The following is a 20,178-nucleotide window of genomic DNA, read 5'->3' as shown; positions in this document are numbered from 1 at the left end:
CCCCCGTTCTGGCCTATCCTGTGCGAAACACGCGACGCGCGCCGCGCGTTGCGCCTCGACACAGGAGCATCGATGCCGAATCACGCCGAAGCCACCACGACGCAGGCGCCGCAAGTCGCGCCCGTCCCCCCGACCCAGGCGACAGGCCCCGCATTCATCGCGCCCGAAGCCGATCCGCAGGCGCTCGCACGCAACAACCAGTACGTCCTGAAATCTGGCGACGCGTTCGTCGTCAGCGACGCGCTCGGCGACGTCGGCGGCCATGACGACGGCCTGTTCGTCGACGACATGCGCGTGCTGTCGACCTGGCGCCTGACGTTCGGCGGCCGCGCGCCGTCGCTGCTGTCGGGCGCGACGAGCGCGGACAACGCGTCGTTCACCGCGCACCTGACGAACCGCCCGCTGCCGCCGCTCGGCGGTCGCGAGACGCCCGAGGGCGTGATCCACATCGAACGGATGCGCGTGCTCGCGGGCGACGTGCTGTACGAAGCGCTGACGCTGACCAACTATGGCGCGAGCGAGGCCGAGGTGCCGCTGTCGCTGTCGTTCGCGGCGGATTTCAAGGACATGTTCGAAGTGCGCGGCACGCAGCGCCCGAAGCGCGGCACGGTGGTTGCGCCGCGCGTCGACGGCGGTGCGGTGCGGCTTCGCTACGACGGCCTCGACAAGGTCGAGCGCAACGTGACCGTGCATTTCTCGCCGGCGCCCGACGCGTTGTCGGTCGATCGTGCCGATTACACGCTGACGATCGCCGCGCAGGCGTGCGTGTCGATCTACCTGACCGTCGACGCGACGCTCGGCCGCGCGCACGACGGTGAAGGCCCGGGATGCGGGCGCGTCGCGCTGCGCACCGCGCTCGTCGGCGTGCATCGCGAGATGCGCTCGCGCCGCGAGTCGATGGCGCGCGTGAACACCGGCAATCCGCTGTTCGATGCATGGCTCGACCGCTCGCTCGCGGATCTCGGGCTGCTCACGACGCAGCTCGATACCGGGCCGTATCCGTATGCGGGCATTCCGTGGTTCTCGACGCCGTTCGGCCGCGACGCGGTGATCACGTCGCTGCAGATGCTGTGGCTGCAGCCGTCGCTCGCGCGCGGCGTGCTGCGCTTTCTCGCGGAGCACCAGGCGCGCGAGACGTCCGCGTTTCGCGATGCGGAGCCCGGCAAGATCATGCACGAATTCCGCCGCAGCGAAATGGCCGCGACGGGAGAGGTGCCGTTCGCGCTCTATTACGGCGGCGTCGACACGACCCCGCTGTTCATCGTGCTCGCGGGCGCGTACGTCGAACACACTGGCGACGATGCGCTGATCGACGAGCTGTGGCCCGCGCTCGAGCGCGCCGCGCAGTGGGTGATCGACAAGTGCGACCGCAATCCGTACGGGCTGCTCGACTACCAGCGCACGTCGGAGCGCGGTCTCGCGAACCAGGGCTGGAAGGACAGCCACGATTCGGTGTTTCATGCGGACGGCCGTTTTCCCGACGGCCCGATCGCGCTCGTCGAAGTGCAGGCGTATGCGTGCGCGGCGCTCGATGCGATGTCGATGTGCTCGCACCGGCGCGGCCACGCGGCCGACGCGACACGCTATGCGCTGCGCGCGAAGGCGCTGCGCGACCAGGTCGAGACGCTGTTCTGGATGCCGGAAGGCCAGTTCTACGGGATCGCGCTCGACGGTCACGGCGACCTGTGCCGCGTGCTGGCGTCGAACGCGGGCCATCTGCTCGCGTTCGGCCTGCCCGACGCCGAGCGCGGCGCGGCGGTCGCCGGCGTGCTCGGCTCGACGCTGTTCCAGACGGGCTGGGGCGTGCGCACGCTCGCGGCCGGCCAGCCGCGCTTCAACCCGATGGCCTATCACAACGGCTCGGTGTGGCCGCACGACAATGCGCTGATCGCGCGCGGGCTTGCGCGCTACGGCGACAAGACGGCCGCGGTGAACCTGCTGCGCGCGCTGTTCGAAGCCGCGGTCAGCTTCGAGATGCGGCTGCCGGAGCTGTTCTGCGGGTTCCCGCGCCGGCGCGGCGAGCCGCCGACCGCCTATCCGGTCGCGTGCCTGCCGCAGGCGTGGGCGGCCGGTGCGCCGTTCATGATGCTGCAGGCGTGTCTCGGCGTGAGCGTCGACGCGGCGCGCCACGAGGTGCGGGTCGAGCGCCCGGCGCTGCCCGAAGGTGTCGACTGGCTGCGCATCGACGAACTGCGCGTGGGCGACGAAACGGTATCGCTGACGTTCCGGCGCGTCGACGGCCAGGTGATCGCGTCGGCGGAGCAGCCGGGGCGGGTGAAGGTGGTCGCGGTGCTGTAGCGCATGCGGCTGCACGGACGTTGCGCGATGTCGTGCCACGTCCGCACGCAGCGGCATAGAATCGTGACATGACCCTTGAACGATGGCGGAGGCACCTACGATGACGACCGACAACCGGCCCGACGACGGCGAGCAGAAGAAGCTCGAGAACCTGGAAGCGGCGGTCGACCACCTGCACAAGTCGATCGAGTCGCAGAGCATCGCGGCTGGCGCGGCGAAGGGCATCCTGTTCAGCCTGATCGAAACGCTCGGCGCGCTGATCGGCGATCCCGACCTGCCCGAACATGCGCGCTCCGGGTACGAGGCGCTGCGCGACAAGGCGAGCGAATTGCGCCGCGGGCTCGACCGGCATTGACGAAGCGGCAGCCGGCGTCGGCCGCCTGGCCCGGCGCCGGCGCTGCCCAATCCTGCACGGCGCGCACAAACCCCGTGCGCTCAATGAGTTAGCCGGCCGGTGCGCAGGATATCCACAAGCTTGCCAACACAATCTGTGGAGAACCGGCCGGCCCCCGACCGGCCGCGCAAGCGGCGTCGCGAGGCCGCACACGATGACGCGTCATTGACCTGTCTGGCCCGATCTACTGAATCCCCTTTTGTATCAGGATGTTACGCGTCACATTGGCGGAATATCCACAGGCTTGCCAACAAAATCTGTGGATAAGTCTGACGTGATTGCTTCCTGATGGTTGACGATCCGGCGCGCGGCGGCCGCGGCGTCGAAGCCTTTGCGCGCGGGCTGCCCGCTGCGTGCGTCGGCGCGATAATTCGTGCGCGATCAACGGGTTAGACCTCGGGTACCCAGGATATCCACATCCTTGCCAACACAATCTGTGGACAAGCCGGGCCGCATCATTCGACCGGCGCAGTGTCGGCCGCTTCCGCGACGATCCAGTCGCGAAACAGCGTCATCGCCGGCGAGAGCGGCTTCGACTTCAGCGACGTGAGCCAGTAGCCGCCCGCGCGCACGTCGATGTCGAACGGCCGCGCGAGCAGGCCGAGCTGCAGTTCGCGCGCGAACATGCAGGCTGGCGCGAGAGCGATGCCGGCGCCCTGCATCGCGGCCTCGACCATCAGTCGAGACGAATCGAACACGGGCCCGTTCACCGCCCACGGTTCGAGCGGCGCGGCATCGAACCAGCCGAGCCATTCGTCGGTGCGGTACGAGCGCAGCAGCGTTTCGTTCGCGAGATCGGCCGGCCGCGCGAGGCGCCGCGCGATCTCCGGCGCGCACAGCGCGGTGAGCGGGGCGTCGAGCAGCCGCTCGTTGCGCGTCGCCGGCCAGTTGCCTTCCCCGAAGCGGATCGCGAAATCGAGACCCTCGGCCGCGAGGTCGACGACGTTGTTGTGGGTCCGCAGCCGCAGCTCGACGAACGGGTGCGTGTCGCCGAAGCGCTTCAGCCGTGGCATTAGCCAGCCTATGGCAAAGGTGCCGACCGCGCCGAGCGTCAGCACTTCGTGGAAGCGCCCGCCGTCGAACTGCTTGAGCACGGTTTCGATCCGGCTGAATGCGTCGCTGAGCACCGGCAACAGCGCGCGCCCTTCGTCGGTGAGCCCGAGGCCGCGCGGCAACCGGGTGAACAGCGCACAGCCGAGCCGCTCCTCGAGCGAGCGCACCTGCTGGCTCACGGCCGCCTGGGTCACGCTCAGCTCGAGGCCGGCGCGCGTGAAGTTCAGGTGGCGCGCCGACGATTCGAACGCGCGCAACGCATTGAGCGGAAGGTGAGGGCGGAGCTTCGTCATAAGAATTTCTTTTGTCAGCGCTCAATTATCGTTGCTTGTCAGGCAACCGTAAAGTCACGATAGTGCTGTCTCGCCGGCCGGCCGTTCTGCATCCATTCCACCACGAGAGACACCCCATGACCTACTCATCGCAACGTCGAACCCTGCTGCTGGCCGCCGCGACGGCGCCGCTCGTCCTGACCGTCAGCGCGTGCGCGTCGCCGCCGGCTGCCGGGCAGGACGTTTCGTCCGCGACGTCGTTTGCCGCGCTCGAGCGCGCGGCGGGCGGCCGTCTCGGCGTGTGCGCGATCGACACCGCGGGCGGCCGGCGCGTGCAGCATCGCGCGGACGAGCGCTTCCCGTTCTGCAGCACGTTCAAGGCGATGCTGAGTGCGGCGGTGCTCGCGCAGAGCGTCGAGCGCCCGGGGCTGCTGCAGCAGCGCGTGGCCGTTGCGCAGTCCGATCTCGTGAACTACTCGCCGGTGTCGGGCAAGCATGTCGGCACCGGGATGACCGTCGCCGAGTTGTGCGAGGCGGCGATCCAGTACAGCGACAACTCGGCCGCGAACCTGGCGATGAAGCTGATCGGCGGGCCGGCGGCGGTGACCGCGTTTGCACGTTCGATCGGCGACGACACGTTCCGGCTCGATCGCTGGGAGACCGAACTGAACACCGCGTTGCCGGGCGACCCGCGCGACACCACGACGCCGGCCGCGATGGCTGCGAGCCTGCGCGTGCTCACGCTCGGCGACGCGCTGCCGCCCGCGCAGCGTGCGCAGCTCGTCGCCTGGCTGCGCGGCAACAAGGTCGGCGACAAGCGGATTCGCGCGGGCGTGCCGGCCGGCTGGCAGGTGGCCGACAAGACCGGCACCGGCGACTACGGGACGACGAACGACGCGGGCGTGATCTGGCCGCCGTCGCGCGCACCGATCGTGCTCGCCGTGTATTACACGCAGACGCGTGCCGATGCGAAGGCGAAGGACGACGTGATCGCGGCCGCCGCGCGTATCGCGGTCGCGACGTTCGCGTGAGCGGGCGGCGCGGCGTGCGTTCATCGATGAATGCACGGAACGATGAAGCGATGTGTCGATGAATGCACGCCGTGCCGCAGTCGTGACCGGCATGTCGAAACGTTGTGCGATCAACGACTTAGGTCACGCATGCTCAGGATATCCACATCCTTGCCAACAAAAATTGTGGACAAGCCGGCGTGCGGCCGCGTTCATCGCGCAGCGGGCGCGGCGCCGGCGTGCGTGAGGCTTGCCTGCCCGGTTCAAAGCGGCACGGACAAAACCTTTCGGATCAAGCGCTTGTGCGTGGTATGCGCAGGCTATCCACACGCTTGCCAACAAAATCTGTGGACAAGCGGCGTGGCGCGCGCGACATGCGGTCCGTCGCGTCGCGTGACGATGCGTGAACGGCACATCGCGTGGCCGCGTGCCCGATTCGAAGCGGCGCGGACAAAGTCTTACGGATCAAGCGCTTGATCGCGGTATGCGCAGGCTATCCACATGCTTGCCAACACAATCTGTGGACAAGCCCGCCCGATGTTCAGCCATGCCGATCGTCGACCGAGGGCCAGCGCGCGAACGCGAACACCCACAACATGATGAAGTTCAGGACCGGGACGAACATCGTCAGGATCCACCAGCCTGAATGCCCGGTACGCCGAACGATGCGGACATACGGATAGACGACGATCGCGACGAGCACGAGCGAGACGATCAACTGCCCTGCGGTGAAGTGTTCCATGGTCTTCCTCGGAATGATGTGTCGTTGTCCGATGCGGGCGCAACGGCCGGCACCGTGGTGCCGCTGCGTGAAGTCTCGCGATGCGTGGCGCGTGCGGCTCGTGTGATCGTGACGCGTGGCAGGTGCGGGCGTCAAGCGGCGGGCAGGGTGCCGCTGTTGCGCCGGATCGTCCGTCTGCGCGCGCGGGCGAACCGCGTGCTGCCGCAACGGTGACGCGGCGCATGAATCATTGGCCGATCAACGGGTTAGCCGATGCGTGCGCAGGATATCCACAAGCTTGCCAACAAAATCTGTGGGTAAGTGCTGCGACGATCGCATCGCACATCATTGGGGCATCGACGTGGCATCGTGATGCGAAGTGCGGCGAACCGGCGCGTGTGACGGCCCGGCGCGCGCCGCGTCTGCATCACGCGTGCCAAAGTCCGTCGGATCAACGGCTTAGCGTTGCGGTGCGCAGGATATCCACAAGCTTGCCAACATTTTCTGTGGAGAAGTCCGCGTGGCGATTGCGCGGCGCGGCACATCGTGCAAACCGCCTCGTCTGTCGGATCCACCGTGAAGATGTTGAGGAGCACGACGGGTTGCGCGTCGACGCCGAACTGTTGCCGGATCGGGAAGTTCGGGTCCATCGATTTGAAATGTGGCATTGGGCGCCCCTGCAAGTAGTGCGGCGACGACTCGGAGGGAAGGGATCGGTACGCGATGTCGCGTCGAGGCGAGCGCCTGCTCGACGCGGGTTGGCGCATTCGCTGCGCACGAGCGCCAAACCCTTTCGGATCAATGGTTTGCTGCCGTTAGCGGCCGGTTGTCCACAAGCTTGCCAACACAATCTGTGGAAAAGCCGCCCGTCGGGCGTGTGTCAGGCCGGCACCGGAAAGCGCACCGTCACGGTCAGCCCGCGCCCGCCTTGCGTCGTGCCGAGCGCGACGGTTGCGCGATGCTGTTCGGCGATCCGCTTGACGATCGACAGCCCAAGCCCGCTGCCCGACGACGTGACCGCCTGCGCGCCTTCGCCGCGATAGAAGCGCTCCCACACGTCCGTGCGCTCGGCTTCCGGAATGCCGGGGCCGTCGTCGGCGACTTCGAGCACGGGCGTCGCGCCGTCGAGACGCGCGGACACGTCGACGCGCGCGCCGACGCCCGCGTAGCGGATCGCGTTGTCGACGAGGTTGTTCAGCAGCACGCGCAACGTGTCGATGTTGCCGGCGGCCATCACCGGCAACGACACGATCGCGCCGAGGTCGATGCGGTGCGCATCCGCGACGCGCGTGCGATCGGCGACCACCGAGCGGCACAGCGCGGCGAGATCGACGGGTGCGGAGGTCGCGGCGGACGCCTGCGCGTCGGGTTCGAGGCGCGCGAGCGTCAGCAATTGTTCGGCGAGGTGGCCGAGGCGTGTCGTGCCCGCATGGATCTGCGCGAGGATCTGCTCGCGTTCGTCGGCCGTCGACGCGCGCCGCAGCAATTGCGACTGGATCGACAGCCCCATGATCGGCGTGCGCAATTCGTGCGCGGCATCGGCGATGAAGTGCCGCTGCAGCGTGAACGAACGGTCGAGCCGCGCGAGCAGGTCGTTGATCGCTTCGGCGAGCGGGCGGACTTCGTTCGGCATCGACGCGACGTCGACCGGCTCGAGATTGTTCGCATTCCTGCGCTTCAGGCCGGCCGCGATCGTGCGCAGCGGCCGCAGCCCCGCGCCGATGCCGAACCACAGCCCGATCGCGAGCACCGGCAGCATCGAGAACACCGGCCACAGCAGGTGCACCGCGATGCCCGCGATCGCTTCCCAGCGCGCGTGGCGCGCCTGCGCGAGCCGGATCGTCGTGCCGCCGCGTTCGGTCACGTAGGTGCGCCACGGCTGGCCGCCGACGTCGACGCTGCCGATGCCTGTCTGCGCGGGCGGCGGCAGCGCGGACTTGCGATCGGTCGAATACACCAGCGTGCCGTTGCGCCAGACCTGCAGCAGCACGGCGTCGGGGTCGCCTGCCTCGAATTCGTGCTTGCCGTCGCGATGGTTGCGGAACGACAGTTCGCCGTTCGGGCCGACGACGATCTGCTTCGACATGCTGCGCATCTGGTCGTCGAGGAGATCGTCGAGTTCGCGCAGCGCGCCCCAGTAGGTGCCCGCGCTTGCGACCAGCCCGATCACGCACGCGGCCGGCAGCAGCCACGTCAACAGGCGCCGCCGCAGCGATGCGCTGCGCCAGCGCGCGATCGCGTGTTGCAGACGCATCATGCGGCGTCACCGATCCGGTAGCCGACGCCGCGCACCGTGCGGATCATGTCGTGGCCGAGTTTCTTGCGCAGGTTGTGGATGTGTACCTGCACCGCGTTGCTCTCGATTTCCTCGCCCCAGCTGTACAGCCGTTCCTCGAACTGTTCGCGCGAGATCACGGCGCCGGGGTCGCGCATCAGTTCGTGCAGCAGCACGAACTCCTTCGGCGACAGCGTGACTTCTTCGTCGTTGAGCCAGACCAGGTGCTTGACCGGATCGAGCCGCAGCGGGCCGATCGCGAGCGTCGTCTGCGCGCGCCATGCGTGGCGGCGGTTGACCGCACGAATGCGGGCGAGTAGTTCCTCGAGCACGAACGGCTTGACGAGGTAGTCGTCGGCACCGCTGTCGAGGCCGGCGATGCGGTCCGGCACGCCGTCGCGCGCGGTGATGATGATCGCCGGCAGGGTTTCGTCGCGGCGGCGCAGCGACGCGAGCACCGACAGGCCGTCGCGGTTCGGCAGCCCGAGGTCGAGCAGTAGGAGGCCGTAGCCGGTCGAGCGCAGCGCGAGCGTCGCGGCGTCGCCGTCCTTGACCCAGTCGACCGCGAAGCCTTCCTGTTTGAGGCCCTGTTCGAGCCCGCTGCCGATCAGCGGATCGTCCTCGACGAGCAGTACGCGCATGGATTCGTGTCTGTTGGCGGGCGGGGGCGCCCGGGGTTCCCATGATAAGCGCAGGTGTCTTAGGCCGAGCTTAAACACGGGCGCCTGCGTGCGTTCGCGCACTGGAACGTTGCGACGGCATGCCGCGGCGCACGGTCTTCAGCTTTGCTTAATCTTACGGTCCGTAATCTGGGGCCGTCGCGTTCAACGGAGCGCGACGCACTCGAAAAAATGGAGGAACGAGATCATGAAACACCTGACGAGAATGCTGGCGGTCGCGCTTGCGGTGCTGCCCGCCGCCGTCTACGCGCAATACACGGGGCCGTCCGCGCTGACCACGACGACCGTGAAGGAACTGCTCGCGAACGGCAAGGACGACCAGCACGTGCAGTTGCAGGGGCGCATCGTCAAGCATGCCGGCGGCGAGGACTACGAGTTCGCCGATGCGACGGGCACGATCCGCGTCGAGATCGACCACAAGCTGTGGGCGGGCGGCCAGCCCGTCAGCGACAAGAACGAAGTGAAGCTGACCGGCGAGTTCGAGCGCAAGTGGTCGGGCAAGGTGAAGGTCGACGCCGATCACGTGGAAGTGCTGCGCTGACCGGTGCACCGGTGTGCACGGGGCCGGTGATACCATGGACGACCGGTTCCCGTTCTCACCAAGATGGCTGCCAATTTCGATGAACTCGCGTCCCGGATCCGGGCGCAATTTTCCGAACTGAGCCCGCAATTCCAGGCGGGCGCTGCATTTCTGCTCGATCATCCCGACGAGGTCGCCACCTCGTCGATGCGCAAGGTCGCGCAGCGCGCGCAGGTTCAACCCGCATCGCTCGTGCGGCTCGCGCAGCAATTCGGTTTCCCCGGCTGGAACGAGCTGCGCGATCTGTGCGTCGCGCGCGTGCGCACGCGTCCCGAGCCGCTCACGCAGCGTGCGCGTTCGCTCGTGCGGCCCGACGCGAAGGCGTCGCTCGCGCACGACCTGCTCGCCGCACAGCAGCACAATCTTGCCGCCACCGCCGCACAGAACGGGCACGCGCTCGCGGACGCCGCGAAGCTGATCCGCAAGGCGTCGCACGTGCATGTCGCGGGGTTCCGGTCGTGCTATCCGGTGGCGTTCGGTTTCGTGTACGGCTACCGGCTGTTCCGGCCGACCGTGTCGTTGCTCAACGGTGTCGCCGGCTCGCTCGAGATGGAGTTGCGCACGATCGCGAAGCAGAGCGTGACCGTGATCATCAGTTTCGCGCCGTATTCGGCGGAAGCGACGCGCGTCGTGCAGGCGGCGAAAGCGCAGGGCAGCAGGATCGTCGCGATCACCGACAGCGCGGTGTCGCCGATCGCGCTGCATGCGGACGCGCAGCTGATCTTCACGCACGACAGCCCGTCGTTCTTTCCGTCGCTGGTCGCCGCGCATGCGATGGCCGAGGCGCTGGTCGCGCAGTTGCTGGCGCTCGAAGGCAGCGATGCGATCACGGCGCTCGAGCGCACGGAAGCGGAACTGCATGCGAAGGGCGCGTATGTCGTGTAGCCGCACGCGCGGCTTCCACTGTCTTCCGCTCACGTTTTCTCCTTGATCCGACGTAACCGATGACGTTCACCTACGACGTGACCGACGTCGGCGACGTGAACGTTCGCAAGCAGATCGCGGCGCCGCTCGTCCGGTTCAACGAAAGCCGGGCCGGCCCGGCCGACTTCCGGCCGCACACCGCGCCGCGCCGGGCCCTGACATCCGCATCGATATTTCATCGCGACCTGAACCGTCGCGGTACCGCGCGCGCGTATGCTGGCGTCTCCATTCCGAGGAGACGTCAATGTCCGATTCCAACGTGCAGTTCCGCCAGGCCGAAACCTTCCGCGCGCTGCACACGCGCCCCGGCGCCTTCATCATCCCGAACCCGTGGGATGCCGGGTCCGCCCGGCTGCTCGCGATGGCCGGCTTCGAAGCGCTCGCCACCACGAGCGCCGGTTTCGCGTTTTCGAGAGGGCGGCCCGACAACGCGATCGGCCGTGACGAAATGCTCGCCCACATCTCGGAGATCGTCGCGGCGGGCGGCCTGCCGGTCAGCGCCGATCTCGAGAACGGCTTCGGCGACGCGCCCGACACGGTCGCCGAGACGATCCGCCTGGCGGCCGGCGCCGGCGCGGTGGGCGGCTCGATCGAGGATGCGACCGGCCGCGCCGACGCACCGATCTATCCGTACGACGCGGCGGTCGAGCGCATCGCGGCGGCGGTCGACGCGGCGCGCGCGCTGCCGTTTCCGTTCACGCTGACCGCGCGTTGCGAAAACTACCTGCACGGCCGCCACGACCTCGCCGACACGATCGCGCGGCTGGTCGCGTACCGCGACGCGGGCGCCGACGTGCTGTACGCACCGGGCGTGACCGATCCCGACGAGATCGCGGCGCTCACGCGCGCGGTCGGCGCGCCGGTCAACGTCGTGATGGGGCTGCAGGGCGGGTTGCTGAGCCTCGAGGCGCTCGCGGCGCTCGGCGTGAAGCGCGTCAGCGTCGGCGGCGCGCTGGCGCGGGCCGCATTCGGCGCGTTCTTGCGCGCTGCGACGGAAATGGCGCGCGACGGCACGTTCACGTTCACGCAGGCGGCGGTGCCGGGCCGCGACCTCAATCGCTGGTTTTCGGCGCCGGACAATTCGCCCGTTCAGTTCGAACAATAAGGGCCGGTGAAACGTGGGAACGTTTCCAACCGAAAGCTGATTGACGGTAATCAATCGAAACTGCTGCCGATTTGAAGTTCGATGACGGCGCGAAAACCATCGATTATTCTCCGTATTCCGGCGGTGCGACCGGAACCGGCACGCAAGCCGCGCCGGTTCTGGCGTCAGCCGCCCGCCACGCGAACCGGTGCCGCATATTGTTGCGATTTTCCGGTCGCTGTTTTTTTCGTATTCGGGAGTTGCCGGTTATTTATCGGATTGGTAATCTCCCGCATATCCGAATGACCTGCCAGCGGGCCGCCGGAAAATGAATATATAAAAAATCGAGAGAGCGATGACAATCCGAGAAAATCACCGCAGTGGCGTTCGCGTCGGCGATGTCGTGACGCTGAAAACCGGCGGGCCGCGCATGACCGTCACCTACGCGGGGCCGGTCGTGTTCGACGATGCCGACTGGCTGATCTGCCAGTGGTTCGACGACAGCGGCCACTTCCGGCAGGAAATGTTTCATCACGAAACGGTAGTGCCCGAACCGCGCGCGATTTCCGCCGGGCGCGTCCGCGTGCGCATGCAGGGGCACCGCTACCGGTCGGCAGCCTGACGACGCGCCCGTCGCGGCACCGCGCCGCTTGCCGGCCGCAGGTTGCCGCATCGCCGTGGCCCGCCGTGCCGGCATGCCGACGACATCCACGACATTTCACGTCAACCCGAAACATGCGGCGGCCCGGCGCGCCGATACTGCACGCATGAACCCGACCCATCCGATTGCCGCGGTCACGCACCGCGATCCCTACCCGTATTACGCGACGCTCGTCGACGGGCCGCCGCTTGCGTTCGACGCCTCGCTCGGCCTGTGGGTCGCGAGCCGGGCGGCGAGCGTGACGGCCGTGCTCGGCCACCCGGCGTGCCGCGTCAGGCCGCTCGATGCGCCGGTACCGCCCGCGTTGCGCGGGTCGACGGCGGGTGCGCTGTTCGGCGAACTGGTGCGCATGAACGACGGCGCATTGCGGCACGACGTGCCGAAGCAGGCGCTGCGCGCGGCGTTCGCGCCGATCGATGCGAACGCGTTGCGCGAACGGGCCGCCCAACTCGCCGGCAGCCGGCTGCGCGCGCCGTATGACGCCGATGCATTGAACGTGTGGTGCCTGACGGTGCCCGTTTGCGCGGTCGCCGATCTGCTCGGCTTCGACAGCGCGCAACTCGACGATGTCGCCGCGCTGGTCGTCGACTTCGTCGCCGCGCTGTCGCCGCTGTCGGACGACGCCGCGCTGGCCCGCGCGAGCGAAGCCGCGCGGCAACTGCTCGACCGCATGACGGAACGCGTCGCGCGCACGCATGCGCAGGACGGTTCACTCGTCGCCGCGGTTCAGCAGGCGGCCGGCGCCGCGGGCTGGCACGCGAGCGGCGCGCTGGTCGCGAACCTCGTCGGGTTGCTGTCGCAGACGTGCGAGGCGACGGCCGCGTGGCTCGGCAACGTGCTGGTCGCATGGGATGGCACGGACGGCGAACGCGCGATGCCGGATACGGCCGCCCTCGACGCATTCGTCGCCGAGGTCGGCCGATTCGATGCGCCGGTGCAGAACACGCGCCGCTTCGTCGCGTCGCGCACGACGATCGACGGCGTGACCGTCGATGCCGGTGCGGCCATCCTGGTCGTGCTTGCGGCGGCGAACCGCGATCCGGCCGTGCATCGCGAGCCGCACCGACTGCTGCCGGGCCGCGCGCCGGGGCCGAACTTCGGGTTCGGCACGGGGCCGCACGGCTGTCCGGGCGAGCGGATCGCGCGGGCGGTCACGGCGGGGGCGTTCGGGGCGTGGTTGCGCGCGGGCGGTGACGCGCCGCGCGACAGGCTGGTGTGGGACTACCGGGCCTCGACCAATGTCAGGATGCCGAAGTTCGGCACGGCGAGGTAAGCGGAAAGGCGGGACTGCCTAGCGGCAACCTTGCTTCTCGGCCCATTGTTGCTGGGCGGCGACGCGGCGTTGCACGCGTTCGACGAGACCGGTCGAGAAGGTCCGCATGCTGATGCCGCGGCGCTTCGCGAGGATGGTTTGTGCGACGTCGGTCTGCGGGTTCGGCTGGCATGCCCAGTACAGCGTCATCAGCCAGCCGATGCCCGTCCACGCGAACAGCGCGTTGAACATCGCGATCATCAGCTTGTCGTGCCGGCTGCGCCGATCGGCGACGATGGCCGGAAGAAAATAGAGCGCGATCGCTGCGACCGAACCGGCCACCTGAATCAGGACTGTGTGTTCCATGTTGCTGCTCCGTCCGAACTGCAATGAGGCTGATTGTCGCGCTTTTTCCATTCGTGTGCCGGCAATTGATTGTTGCGTTTTCAATAACGATCAGCGCATGGCGACGCCCTCAGGCTGCACTTCGTTGCTGAACGCGAAACCTTCGTCGAGCCAGCCCGTGACGCCGCCGATCATCAGCTTCACCGGGCGGCCGAGGCGCGCGAGCCGGATCGCCGCGCGCGCGGCGCCGTTGCAGTGCGGGCCCGCGCAGTAGACGACGAACAGCGTGCCGGCCGGATGGTCGGCGAGCTTGCCGGCGACGATCTTGCGGTGCGGCAGGTTGCGCGCGCCGGGCACGTGGCCGGCGGCGAACTGCTCCGGCCCCCGGACGTCGAGCAGCACGAAATCCGGCGCGCCGGACGCAAGCGCATCGTGTACGTCCCAGCAATCGGTCTCGAAACGCAGCGATGCTTCGAAGTGCGCGAGGGCGGTGGCGCTGTCGGCGGCGGGGACGTCGGTGACGTATGACATGAAAGGCGCTCCTGAAGGACGGCGCGGAATGCGCCGGAATGAAGGGCAGTATCGCGGTTCGGCGGCCGTCGCGGCAGTGGCGCGATCGACAAGTTCCGGTAACATCGCGCCATGCACAATCATCTCGTCGTCGCGCTCGCCTACGAGCGCCTCTGCACCTTCGAGTTCGGCTGCGTGGTCGAACTGTTCGCGCTCGAACGCCCGGAACTCGGCGTCGACTGGTATCGCTTCGCGGTCTGCGCGAGCGAGCCCGGGCCCGTGCGCGCGGCGGGCGGCATCACGGTCGCCGCGCCGTACCGGCTCGCGATGCTCGATCGCGCGGACACCATCGTGATTCCCGGCTGGCGCGATCCGGACGAGCTGCCGCCGGAGCCGCTGCTGAAGAAGCTGCGTGCCGCGCATCGCCGCGGCGCGCGGCTCTGTTCGATCTGCTCGGGCGTGTTCGTGCTCGCGGCGGCCGGCGTGCTCGACGGGCTCACCGTGACCACGCACTGGCGCTACGCCGAGCGCCTGCAGGCGCGCTATCCGGCGCTGCGCGTGAATCCCGACGCGCTGTATGTTGACGAAGGGCAGATCGTCACGTCGGCCGGCTCGGCGGCGGGGCTCGACATGCTGCTGCATCTCGTGCGCCGCGATCACGGCGGTGCGATCGCGAACCGCGTCGCGCAGCGCCTCGTGCTGCCGCCGCATCGCGACGGCGGCCAGGCGCAGTTCGTGCCGCGCCCGGTCGCGCCGGGCGGCAGCGACCGGCTCGCTAAGCTGATCGACTGGATGCGCGCGCACGCGGCCGAGCCGCACACGCTCGCGTCGCTGGCCGCGCAGGCCGCGATGAGCACGCGCACGCTGCAGCGGCAGTTCGCGGATGCAACCGGGATGTCGCCGCTCGCGTGGCTGATCCGCGAGCGCGTGAACGTCGCGAAGGACATGCTCGAAGCGCATCCCGGGCTGTCGCTCGCGCAGATTGCCGCGCGCGCGGGGTTCGGTTCCGAGGAGTCGTTGCGCCGGCATTTCCGGCGCGTCGCGGCGACGAGCCCGGCTGCGTACCGGCGCGGGATGGATCGCGGCGTGAGGTCCACGGACGCGTGAGTGGTGCGTCTTTCCGCGCCGCGGCGGAACGAGTCCGTCGTTTGCTTCTTGTCGACTTCGAGCACGCGTAAGATGGCGATCGCCGTGCGGCGACCGTAGATGCGGCGCCGCCATTCCCGCTCGCAACGACAACGACAAGGACAATCATCATGGGCCTGCTGGGCAAGCTGTTCGGAAAGAAAACGCGTGACGAAGCGGCAGCGCCCGCGCGTTCCGCGCACGACGCAGGCGGAGCGTCGGAAGCAACGGAAGGACCCGACGATACGAACGAACAAGGCGGCCCCGACATCGCGCCGGAACTCGCGCCCGCACTGAGGGCATTCCAGGCCGGCCGGCACGAGGCCGCGATCGCGGCCGCCGCGCCGCACGCGGAGCGGCTGGCCGATGCGGCGCGCCTCTGCGCGCTTTCATACTCGGCGATGAAGCGTTACCCGGAAGCGTTTCCGTACTGGCTCGCGCTGTTCGACCATGAGCCGAGCGCGCACAACGCGGTGCAGCTCGCGACGACGTCGGTGATGTGCGACGAAGTGGAGCGCGGCGAAGCGTGGATGCAGAAGGCCGCCGAGGTCAATCACGACACGCACGAGCAGTCCGACGTCGCGGCGCGCGTGAACTTCATTTCGGCGCTGATGCAAGGCGGCCACCTGCGCGAGGCGCTGCCGCATCTCGCGTGGGTGCGCGACGTGTACGGCCACGTGCGGATCACCGATTCGACCTTCCTCTACATGCGCGGCATCCCGTTCTTCTCCTCGTTCCTCGAGAACAGTCTCGAGATCCTGAAGGCCACGCAGCCGGCCGACGCGATCGCGCCGTGGTACGGCGAACTGACGGGCAAGCTCGACGAAGAAGGCGAAGCGCAGCTTGCCGCGTGGGTTAATCAGTTGCCGGCATGACCGGCCGGTTCATCGCGCGTCGCGACGCCTGCCGCATCCTGCCGGCGCGGCGTCGCGGCGCGCATGCTCAGCGCGTGTTGGTATTGCGGGTATCGCGCGCGGTTTGCTTGATGCACGCGATCCGGTACACGCCGTCCTCGACTTCGACGCCATGCGTGTCGTGCGTGAAGCCGGGGAAGCGCAGGTCGTACTGCTCGAGCGCCTTCAGGTAACCGAGCAGCGGGCCGTCGGCCGGCCCCGCGTTCTCGCCGGGCATCAGCAGCGGAATGCCGGGCGGATAGGGCACCACGCCCGTCGCGACGGTGCGGCCCGCCATCTCGGCGAGTTCCAGCATCTCGATGTCGTTGTGCACGAGATGCTCGTACGCCTCGGCCGGGCTGAAGTCGGGTTTCGGCAGCGTCGAGAAGCCGCGCGACATCATCTCGGTCGTCTTCAGGTCGCTCATCGCGCTGAACATCAGGTCGCACAGATCGCGCAGGCCGAGCGTGCCGTAGCGGTCCGGATAGCGTGCGACGAGCTCCGGGAGCGCCTGCTCGAGCGGCGCGTTCGCATCGTAGTCGCGCTTGAAGTCGAGCAGCGTGTTGACGAGCGTGCCCCACTTGCCCTTCGTCACGCCGAGCGAGAACAGGAACAGGATCGTGAAGTCGGTCGTCTTCTCGACGACGATCCCGTGCCGGTCCAGGTACGCGGTGACGACCGACGCCGGAATGCCGACCGGCATCAGCCCGCCGTGCGGCGCGACGCCCGGCGTGACGATCGACACCTTGATCGGATCGAGCATGCAGTAATCGTCCTCGATCTCGCCGAAGCCGTGCCATGTGTCGCCCGGATGCAGTACCCAGCATGACGGATCGGTGGCGAGCAGCGTTTCGTCCGCTTCATGGAAGCGCACGCGCCGGCCCGTCTTGCGATCGACCACGGTGTCCGGCTGCCAGCCGTTGAAGAACCAGTCGTCGTTCTCCTCGCATTCCGCATGCAGCCGCGCGAGCATCCGGCGGAACGACACGGCCTCGCGGATCGCGTCGGTGGTCAGCGCCTCGCCGCCGGGGCCGTCCATCATCGCGGCGCTCACGTCGTTCGACGCGATGATCGCGTAGTTCGGCGACGTCGATGCATGCATCATGTACGCCTCGTTGAAGCGCGCGTGCTCGATCGGGTTGCGGCCGTTGCGGACATGGATGAACGACGCCTGCGACAGCGCGGCGAGCAGCTTGTGCGTCGACTGTGTCGCGAACACGGTCGGCTTGCTCGCGTCGTGTTGCGACGGATCGCCGTGCATCGCGTGGCGATCGCGGTAGATCGGGTTGAAGCGCGCGTAGCCGTACCATGCCTCGTCGAAATGCAACCGGTCGACGCTCTGGCCGAGCAGTTCCTCGATGCGCGTGACGTTGTAGCAGAGGCCGTCGTACGTCGAGTTCGTGATCAGCGCATGCACGGGCGTCGGGTCGATGCCGTCGCGGCCGCGCACGAGCGGGTTCGCGTCGATCGCGAGACGCACGGCGGCGGCCGTGAGCCGTTCCGGCATGATCGGCCCAATGATCCCGTAATGGTTGCGCGACGGAATCAGGTAGGTCGGAATCGCGCCCGACATCGTCATCGCATGCTCGGCCGACTTGTGGCAGTTGCGATCGCACAGCGCGACCTGGTTGCGCGTGACGCTCGCCATCAGGATCACGCGGTTCGACATCGACGAGCCGTTCGTCACGTGATACGTGCGGTGCGCACCGAACACGCGCGCCGCGTAGCGTTCGCTTTCGCCGATCGGGCCCGAGTGGTCGAGCAGCGAGCCGAGTTCGCCGACCGAGATCGACAGGTCCGAGCGGAACAGCGCTTCGCCGAAGAATTCGAAGTACGCGCGGCCGACCGGCGATTTCAGGAACGCGGTGCCGCCCGTGTGGCCCGGCGTGTGCCACGAGTATTCGTACACGCGCGAGAACTGCGCGAGCGCGCGGAACATCGGCGGCAGCACGGTTTCGCGGTAGCGTTCGATCGCGGCGACGATCCGCCCGCCGATGAACGCGGTCGTGTCCTCCAGCATCCAGATGAAGTCGTCGGCCTTGCGCATCGCGTCGACGGGAATCGCCGCCGCGCTCGCGCGGCTCGCGAGCAGGAACACCGGCACCGTCGCATTGCGCGCACGCATCGCGTCGAGCACGGCCTGCGCGGGCGCATGGCCGGGATCGTTGCCGAGCTCCCAGTTGAGCAGCAGGCACTGGATCGCGGGATCGGCGTCGACCACCGCGCGTGCGTCTTCGGCTGAGGTCGCGATCACGACGTCGACGAGCCGCGTGCGCAATTCTTCGACGAGCGCGGTGGCCGCGCGTCCGGTGGCCGTGCGTTCGTCGATGTCGTGCTGCACGAGCAGCGCCTTCATGCCGAGGCGGCGGAACGCCGGTTGGGTCAAGGAAGCGGTCATGGGTCATTCCCCCGTTTGTTGAGTTGCCGGGATGCCTGCTGCGGCGGCCGGCGAGCGTGCGTGAAGGCGGGCGGCCTCGTGTTGGCCGACGGAGATCCAGAAGGCCGCGACGAGCGCGACGATGGTCACGCCGAGCGCGAGGTAGCGCACCCAGCGCGGCGAGCGGCCGCCCGGATGGACATGGGTTTCCTCGATTTCGCGCTGGCGGTTGATCGACAGCTCGTAGAACACGATCGTCGCGATCACGAAGATCAGCGACCAGCGCGTCTGCTGGCCGTCGGAGCCGACCATCGCCCACAGCGCGTAGACGGCGCCGATCAGGCCGACGATCGTGTAGAAGGTGAACTGGTGCGATGGCATCTTGCCGTAGCCGAGCACCTTGATCGCGATGCACGAGTAGATGTACGGCAGCAGCGTCATGATCACGGCGATCGACGCGATCTTGCCGAACTGCTCGCTCGCGCTCGGCGACATCGTCGCGAGCACCTGCACCGACATGATGACCGCGACGATCGCGAGGCCCGCCGACGGCACGTTCTTCGAGTTGACGCGGGCGAACACGCCGGCGAACAGGCCGTCGTCGGCCGCGGCCTTCGCGGTCTGGCCGACCAGCAGCGTCCAGCCCGCGAGCGAGCCGAGGCAGCCGAGCGCCGCGCAGATCGCGACCGCGTTCGCGGCGGTGTCGCCGAGCGCGAGGCGCGCGGCATCCGCGAACGGCGCGCTCGACGCGAGCAGCGCCTTGTTCGGGATCATCCCCATGATCACGGTCGAGCTGAGCACGTAGCAGACGGCCGCGAGCACGACGCCGCCGACGGTCGCGATCGGCACGTTGCGCGACGGGTTCTCGACGACGCCGGCCGACACCGACGCGCTCTCGACGCCGATGAACGCCCACAGCGTGAAGTTCAGCGTCGCGCCGATCGCGCTGAAGCTGCTCGCGCCCGACACGTTCCAGCCGGCGAAGTACACGTCCTTGCTGAACCAGAACCAGCCGAACACGGCCATCCCGAGGATCGGCACGAGCGCGAAGATCGTCGTGACCGACTGCACGCGGCCGACCACGTTCGGCCCGAGGATGTTCGCGTAGGTGAACAGCCAGATCACGAAGATTTGCGCGAGCGCGAACACGAGCGGGTCGTGCAGGACCGGGAAGAAGTGCGTGAGATAGCCGAGGCCGGCGACCGCGAGGCCGACGTTGCCGAGCACGTTCGCGAGCCAGTAGATCAGGTTGGTCTGGTAGCCGATGTACGGGCCGAAGGCCTTGCGCGCATACGCATACGGGCCGCCGGCGGCCGGGTCGATCGCCGCGAGCTTCGCGAACACCAGCGCGAGCGACACGGCGCCGACCACGGTGATCAGCCAGCCGAAGATCGCGATGCCGCCGGTGGCGGCGAGGTTCGCGGGCAGCATGAAGACGCCGGAGCCCATCATGTTGCCCGCGACCATCAGCGTGGCGGGGATGACGCCGATTTTCGGCGCGGCGGTCGCGGCTGGCGCGGCGGCGGAACGGGAGGAGGACGAGCTGGCATCGGACATGCGAGGCTCCTTGAATGGTCGTGATGCGGTTGAGGTGGCGCGGCCCGGCGCCGGTCGACGATTCCGGAATGGATCGTCGTTTTATTGAACGACAGCATCTTATATCTTAATTAGGTTTGAATAAGGGTAAGCGATACAATTTAATATCTTGAATATTGATGTCGATC

At 68.1% G+C, this 20,178-nt stretch carries 19 protein-coding genes and 1 pseudogene; 12 read left to right on the top strand and 8 right to left on the bottom strand.

Annotation, left to right across the window (positions count from 1 at the left end; translation table 11 throughout):
* The first annotated feature begins 72 nt into the window (after positions 1–72).
* A complete protein-coding gene (locus DIE17_RS12270; protein ID WP_124485310.1) occupies positions 73–2,298 on the top strand; it encodes an amylo-alpha-1,6-glucosidase in 2,226 nt (741 codons plus the stop codon).
* Positions 2,299–2,398: 100 nt separating this feature from the next.
* Positions 2,399–2,653 (top strand): hypothetical protein, encoded by a 255-nt coding sequence (locus DIE17_RS12265; RefSeq protein WP_044847902.1) that lies wholly within the window; start codon positions 2,399–2,401, stop codon positions 2,651–2,653.
* A 494-nt stretch (positions 2,654–3,147) separates the two neighbouring features.
* Here DIE17_RS12265 and penR read toward each other — a convergent pair whose 3' ends face one another.
* The gene (gene penR, locus DIE17_RS12260; RefSeq protein ID WP_044847903.1) at positions 3,148–4,038 is read right to left on the bottom strand and encodes a beta-lactamase transcriptional regulator PenR; all 891 of its coding nucleotides are present in this window, start codon (positions 4,036–4,038) and stop codon (positions 3,148–3,150) included.
* 116 nt (positions 4,039–4,154) lie between these two features.
* Here penR and blaPEN-bcc point away from each other — a divergent pair, with 116 nt between their 5' ends.
* The gene (blaPEN-bcc, locus tag DIE17_RS12255) at positions 4,155–5,048 is read left to right on the top strand and encodes a PEN family class A beta-lactamase, Bcc-type (protein ID WP_124522455.1); all 894 of its coding nucleotides are present in this window, start codon (positions 4,155–4,157) and stop codon (positions 5,046–5,048) included.
* A 520-nt stretch (positions 5,049–5,568) separates the two neighbouring features.
* Here the strand turns inward: blaPEN-bcc and DIE17_RS12245 are convergent.
* The 3 genes from DIE17_RS12245 to DIE17_RS12230 all read right to left on the bottom strand — a co-directional run bounded on the left by DIE17_RS12245 (position 5,569) and on the right by DIE17_RS12230 (position 8,664).
* Entirely contained in the window at positions 5,569–5,769 is a 201-nt protein-coding gene (locus DIE17_RS12245) for a membrane protein (RefSeq protein ID WP_044847905.1), read from the bottom strand.
* Between the two features lie 859 nt (positions 5,770–6,628).
* The gene (locus tag DIE17_RS12235) at positions 6,629–8,005 is read right to left on the bottom strand and encodes an ATP-binding protein (protein WP_124920890.1); all 1,377 of its coding nucleotides are present in this window, start codon (positions 8,003–8,005) and stop codon (positions 6,629–6,631) included.
* The gene (locus tag DIE17_RS12230) at positions 8,002–8,664 is read right to left on the bottom strand and encodes a response regulator (RefSeq protein ID WP_124920889.1); all 663 of its coding nucleotides are present in this window, start codon (positions 8,662–8,664) and stop codon (positions 8,002–8,004) included. Before DIE17_RS12230 ends, DIE17_RS12235 begins: the two co-directional genes overlap by 4 nt.
* A gap of 226 nt (positions 8,665–8,890) precedes the next feature.
* Between DIE17_RS12230 and DIE17_RS12225 the strand changes: the two genes are divergently transcribed.
* From DIE17_RS12225 to DIE17_RS12195, 7 genes and pseudogenes are all read left to right on the top strand, one after another.
* Positions 8,891–9,244 (top strand): YgiW/YdeI family stress tolerance OB fold protein, encoded by a 354-nt coding sequence (locus tag DIE17_RS12225; protein ID WP_124920888.1) that lies wholly within the window; start codon positions 8,891–8,893, stop codon positions 9,242–9,244.
* Positions 9,245–9,307: 63 nt separating this feature from the next.
* The gene (locus tag DIE17_RS12220; RefSeq protein ID WP_124522449.1) at positions 9,308–10,168 is read left to right on the top strand and encodes a MurR/RpiR family transcriptional regulator; all 861 of its coding nucleotides are present in this window, start codon (positions 9,308–9,310) and stop codon (positions 10,166–10,168) included.
* 59 nt (positions 10,169–10,227) lie between these two features.
* Positions 10,228–10,341 (top strand): annotated as a pseudogene (locus DIE17_RS37920) (GNAT family N-acetyltransferase); the annotation flags it as partial.
* Between the two features lie 110 nt (positions 10,342–10,451).
* Complete coding sequence (locus DIE17_RS12210) at positions 10,452–11,312, top strand: oxaloacetate decarboxylase (RefSeq protein WP_124920887.1); 861 nt, start codon at positions 10,452–10,454, stop codon at positions 11,310–11,312.
* 71 nt (positions 11,313–11,383) lie between these two features.
* Complete coding sequence (locus tag DIE17_RS12205; RefSeq protein ID WP_124920886.1) at positions 11,384–11,623, top strand: hypothetical protein; 240 nt, start codon at positions 11,384–11,386, stop codon at positions 11,621–11,623.
* Between the two features lie 23 nt (positions 11,624–11,646).
* Positions 11,647–11,913: a YodC family protein gene (locus DIE17_RS12200; RefSeq protein ID WP_044847912.1), complete on the top strand. Its 267-nt coding sequence runs from the start codon at positions 11,647–11,649 to the stop codon at positions 11,911–11,913.
* A 145-nt stretch (positions 11,914–12,058) separates the two neighbouring features.
* Positions 12,059–13,225, top strand: a complete 1,167-nt coding sequence (locus DIE17_RS12195; protein ID WP_124522445.1) for a cytochrome P450 — start codon at positions 12,059–12,061, stop codon at positions 13,223–13,225.
* Positions 13,226–13,243: 18 nt separating this feature from the next.
* Here the strand turns inward: DIE17_RS12195 and DIE17_RS12190 are convergent, their stop codons facing one another.
* Positions 13,244–13,570 carry a superinfection immunity protein gene (locus DIE17_RS12190; protein ID WP_124667369.1) on the bottom strand — a complete coding sequence of 109 codons (327 nt, stop codon included), beginning with the start codon at positions 13,568–13,570 and terminating at the stop codon, positions 13,244–13,246.
* Between the two features lie 90 nt (positions 13,571–13,660).
* Positions 13,661–14,080, bottom strand: coding sequence for a rhodanese-like domain-containing protein (locus tag DIE17_RS12185; RefSeq protein WP_124920885.1), 420 nt, complete (start codon positions 14,078–14,080; stop codon positions 13,661–13,663).
* A gap of 111 nt (positions 14,081–14,191) precedes the next feature.
* On the opposite strand from DIE17_RS12185, the gene ftrA reads away from it, so the two are divergent.
* Together ftrA and DIE17_RS12175 are read left to right on the top strand one after the other, a co-directional pair.
* A complete protein-coding gene (gene ftrA, locus DIE17_RS12180; RefSeq protein WP_124522441.1) occupies positions 14,192–15,166 on the top strand; it encodes a transcriptional regulator FtrA in 975 nt (324 codons plus the stop codon).
* Between the two features lie 149 nt (positions 15,167–15,315).
* Positions 15,316–16,059, top strand: a complete 744-nt coding sequence (locus DIE17_RS12175) for a hypothetical protein (RefSeq protein ID WP_124920884.1) — start codon at positions 15,316–15,318, stop codon at positions 16,057–16,059.
* Between the two features lie 67 nt (positions 16,060–16,126).
* Here the strand turns inward: DIE17_RS12175 and DIE17_RS12170 are convergent, their stop codons facing one another.
* Both DIE17_RS12170 and adiC read right to left on the bottom strand, forming a co-directional pair.
* Entirely contained in the window at positions 16,127–18,475 is a 2,349-nt protein-coding gene (locus tag DIE17_RS12170) for an Orn/Lys/Arg decarboxylase N-terminal domain-containing protein (protein WP_124920883.1), read from the bottom strand.
* 3 nt (positions 18,476–18,478) lie between these two features.
* Positions 18,479–20,011, bottom strand: a complete 1,533-nt coding sequence (gene adiC / locus DIE17_RS12165) for an arginine/agmatine antiporter (protein WP_044847919.1) — start codon at positions 20,009–20,011, stop codon at positions 18,479–18,481.
* Between the last annotated feature and the right edge of the window lie 167 nt (positions 20,012–20,178).

Origin of the sequence: Burkholderia sp. Bp9099, from assembly GCF_003857805.1 — a bacterium.
In the GTDB taxonomy this organism is placed as follows: Bacteria; Pseudomonadota; Gammaproteobacteria; order Burkholderiales; family Burkholderiaceae; genus Burkholderia.
Note: the sequence above shows the minus strand (reverse complement) of the source record. Positions and strands in the feature narration are given on the sequence as shown.

Coding starts and splice junctions, on each gene's coding strand:
- DIE17_RS12270 (WP_124485310.1), top strand. CDS start 73: ATGCCGAATCACGCCGAAGCCACCACGACGCAGGCGCCGCAAGTCGCG.
- DIE17_RS12265 (WP_044847902.1), top strand. CDS start 2,399: ATGACGACCGACAACCGGCCCGACGACGGCGAGCAGAAGAAGCTCGAG.
- penR (WP_044847903.1), bottom strand. CDS start 4,038: ATGACGAAGCTCCGCCCTCACCTTCCGCTCAATGCGTTGCGCGCGTTC.
- blaPEN-bcc (WP_124522455.1), top strand. CDS start 4,155: ATGACCTACTCATCGCAACGTCGAACCCTGCTGCTGGCCGCCGCGACG.
- DIE17_RS12245 (WP_044847905.1), bottom strand. CDS start 5,769: ATGGAACACTTCACCGCAGGGCAGTTGATCGTCTCGCTCGTGCTCGTC.
- DIE17_RS12235 (WP_124920890.1), bottom strand. CDS start 8,005: ATGATGCGTCTGCAACACGCGATCGCGCGCTGGCGCAGCGCATCGCTG.
- DIE17_RS12230 (WP_124920889.1), bottom strand. CDS start 8,664: ATGCGCGTACTGCTCGTCGAGGACGATCCGCTGATCGGCAGCGGGCTC.
- DIE17_RS12225 (WP_124920888.1), top strand. CDS start 8,891: ATGAAACACCTGACGAGAATGCTGGCGGTCGCGCTTGCGGTGCTGCCC.
- DIE17_RS12220 (WP_124522449.1), top strand. CDS start 9,308: ATGGCTGCCAATTTCGATGAACTCGCGTCCCGGATCCGGGCGCAATTT.
- DIE17_RS12210 (WP_124920887.1), top strand. CDS start 10,452: ATGTCCGATTCCAACGTGCAGTTCCGCCAGGCCGAAACCTTCCGCGCG.
- DIE17_RS12200 (WP_044847912.1), top strand. CDS start 11,647: ATGACAATCCGAGAAAATCACCGCAGTGGCGTTCGCGTCGGCGATGTC.
- DIE17_RS12195 (WP_124522445.1), top strand. CDS start 12,059: ATGAACCCGACCCATCCGATTGCCGCGGTCACGCACCGCGATCCCTAC.
- DIE17_RS12190 (WP_124667369.1), bottom strand. CDS start 13,570: ATGGAACACACAGTCCTGATTCAGGTGGCCGGTTCGGTCGCAGCGATC.
- DIE17_RS12185 (WP_124920885.1), bottom strand. CDS start 14,080: ATGTCATACGTCACCGACGTCCCCGCCGCCGACAGCGCCACCGCCCTC.
- ftrA (WP_124522441.1), top strand. CDS start 14,192: ATGCACAATCATCTCGTCGTCGCGCTCGCCTACGAGCGCCTCTGCACC.
- DIE17_RS12175 (WP_124920884.1), top strand. CDS start 15,316: ATGGGCCTGCTGGGCAAGCTGTTCGGAAAGAAAACGCGTGACGAAGCG.
- DIE17_RS12170 (WP_124920883.1), bottom strand. CDS start 18,475: ATGACCGCTTCCTTGACCCAACCGGCGTTCCGCCGCCTCGGCATGAAG.
- adiC (WP_044847919.1), bottom strand. CDS start 20,011: ATGTCCGATGCCAGCTCGTCCTCCTCCCGTTCCGCCGCCGCGCCAGCC.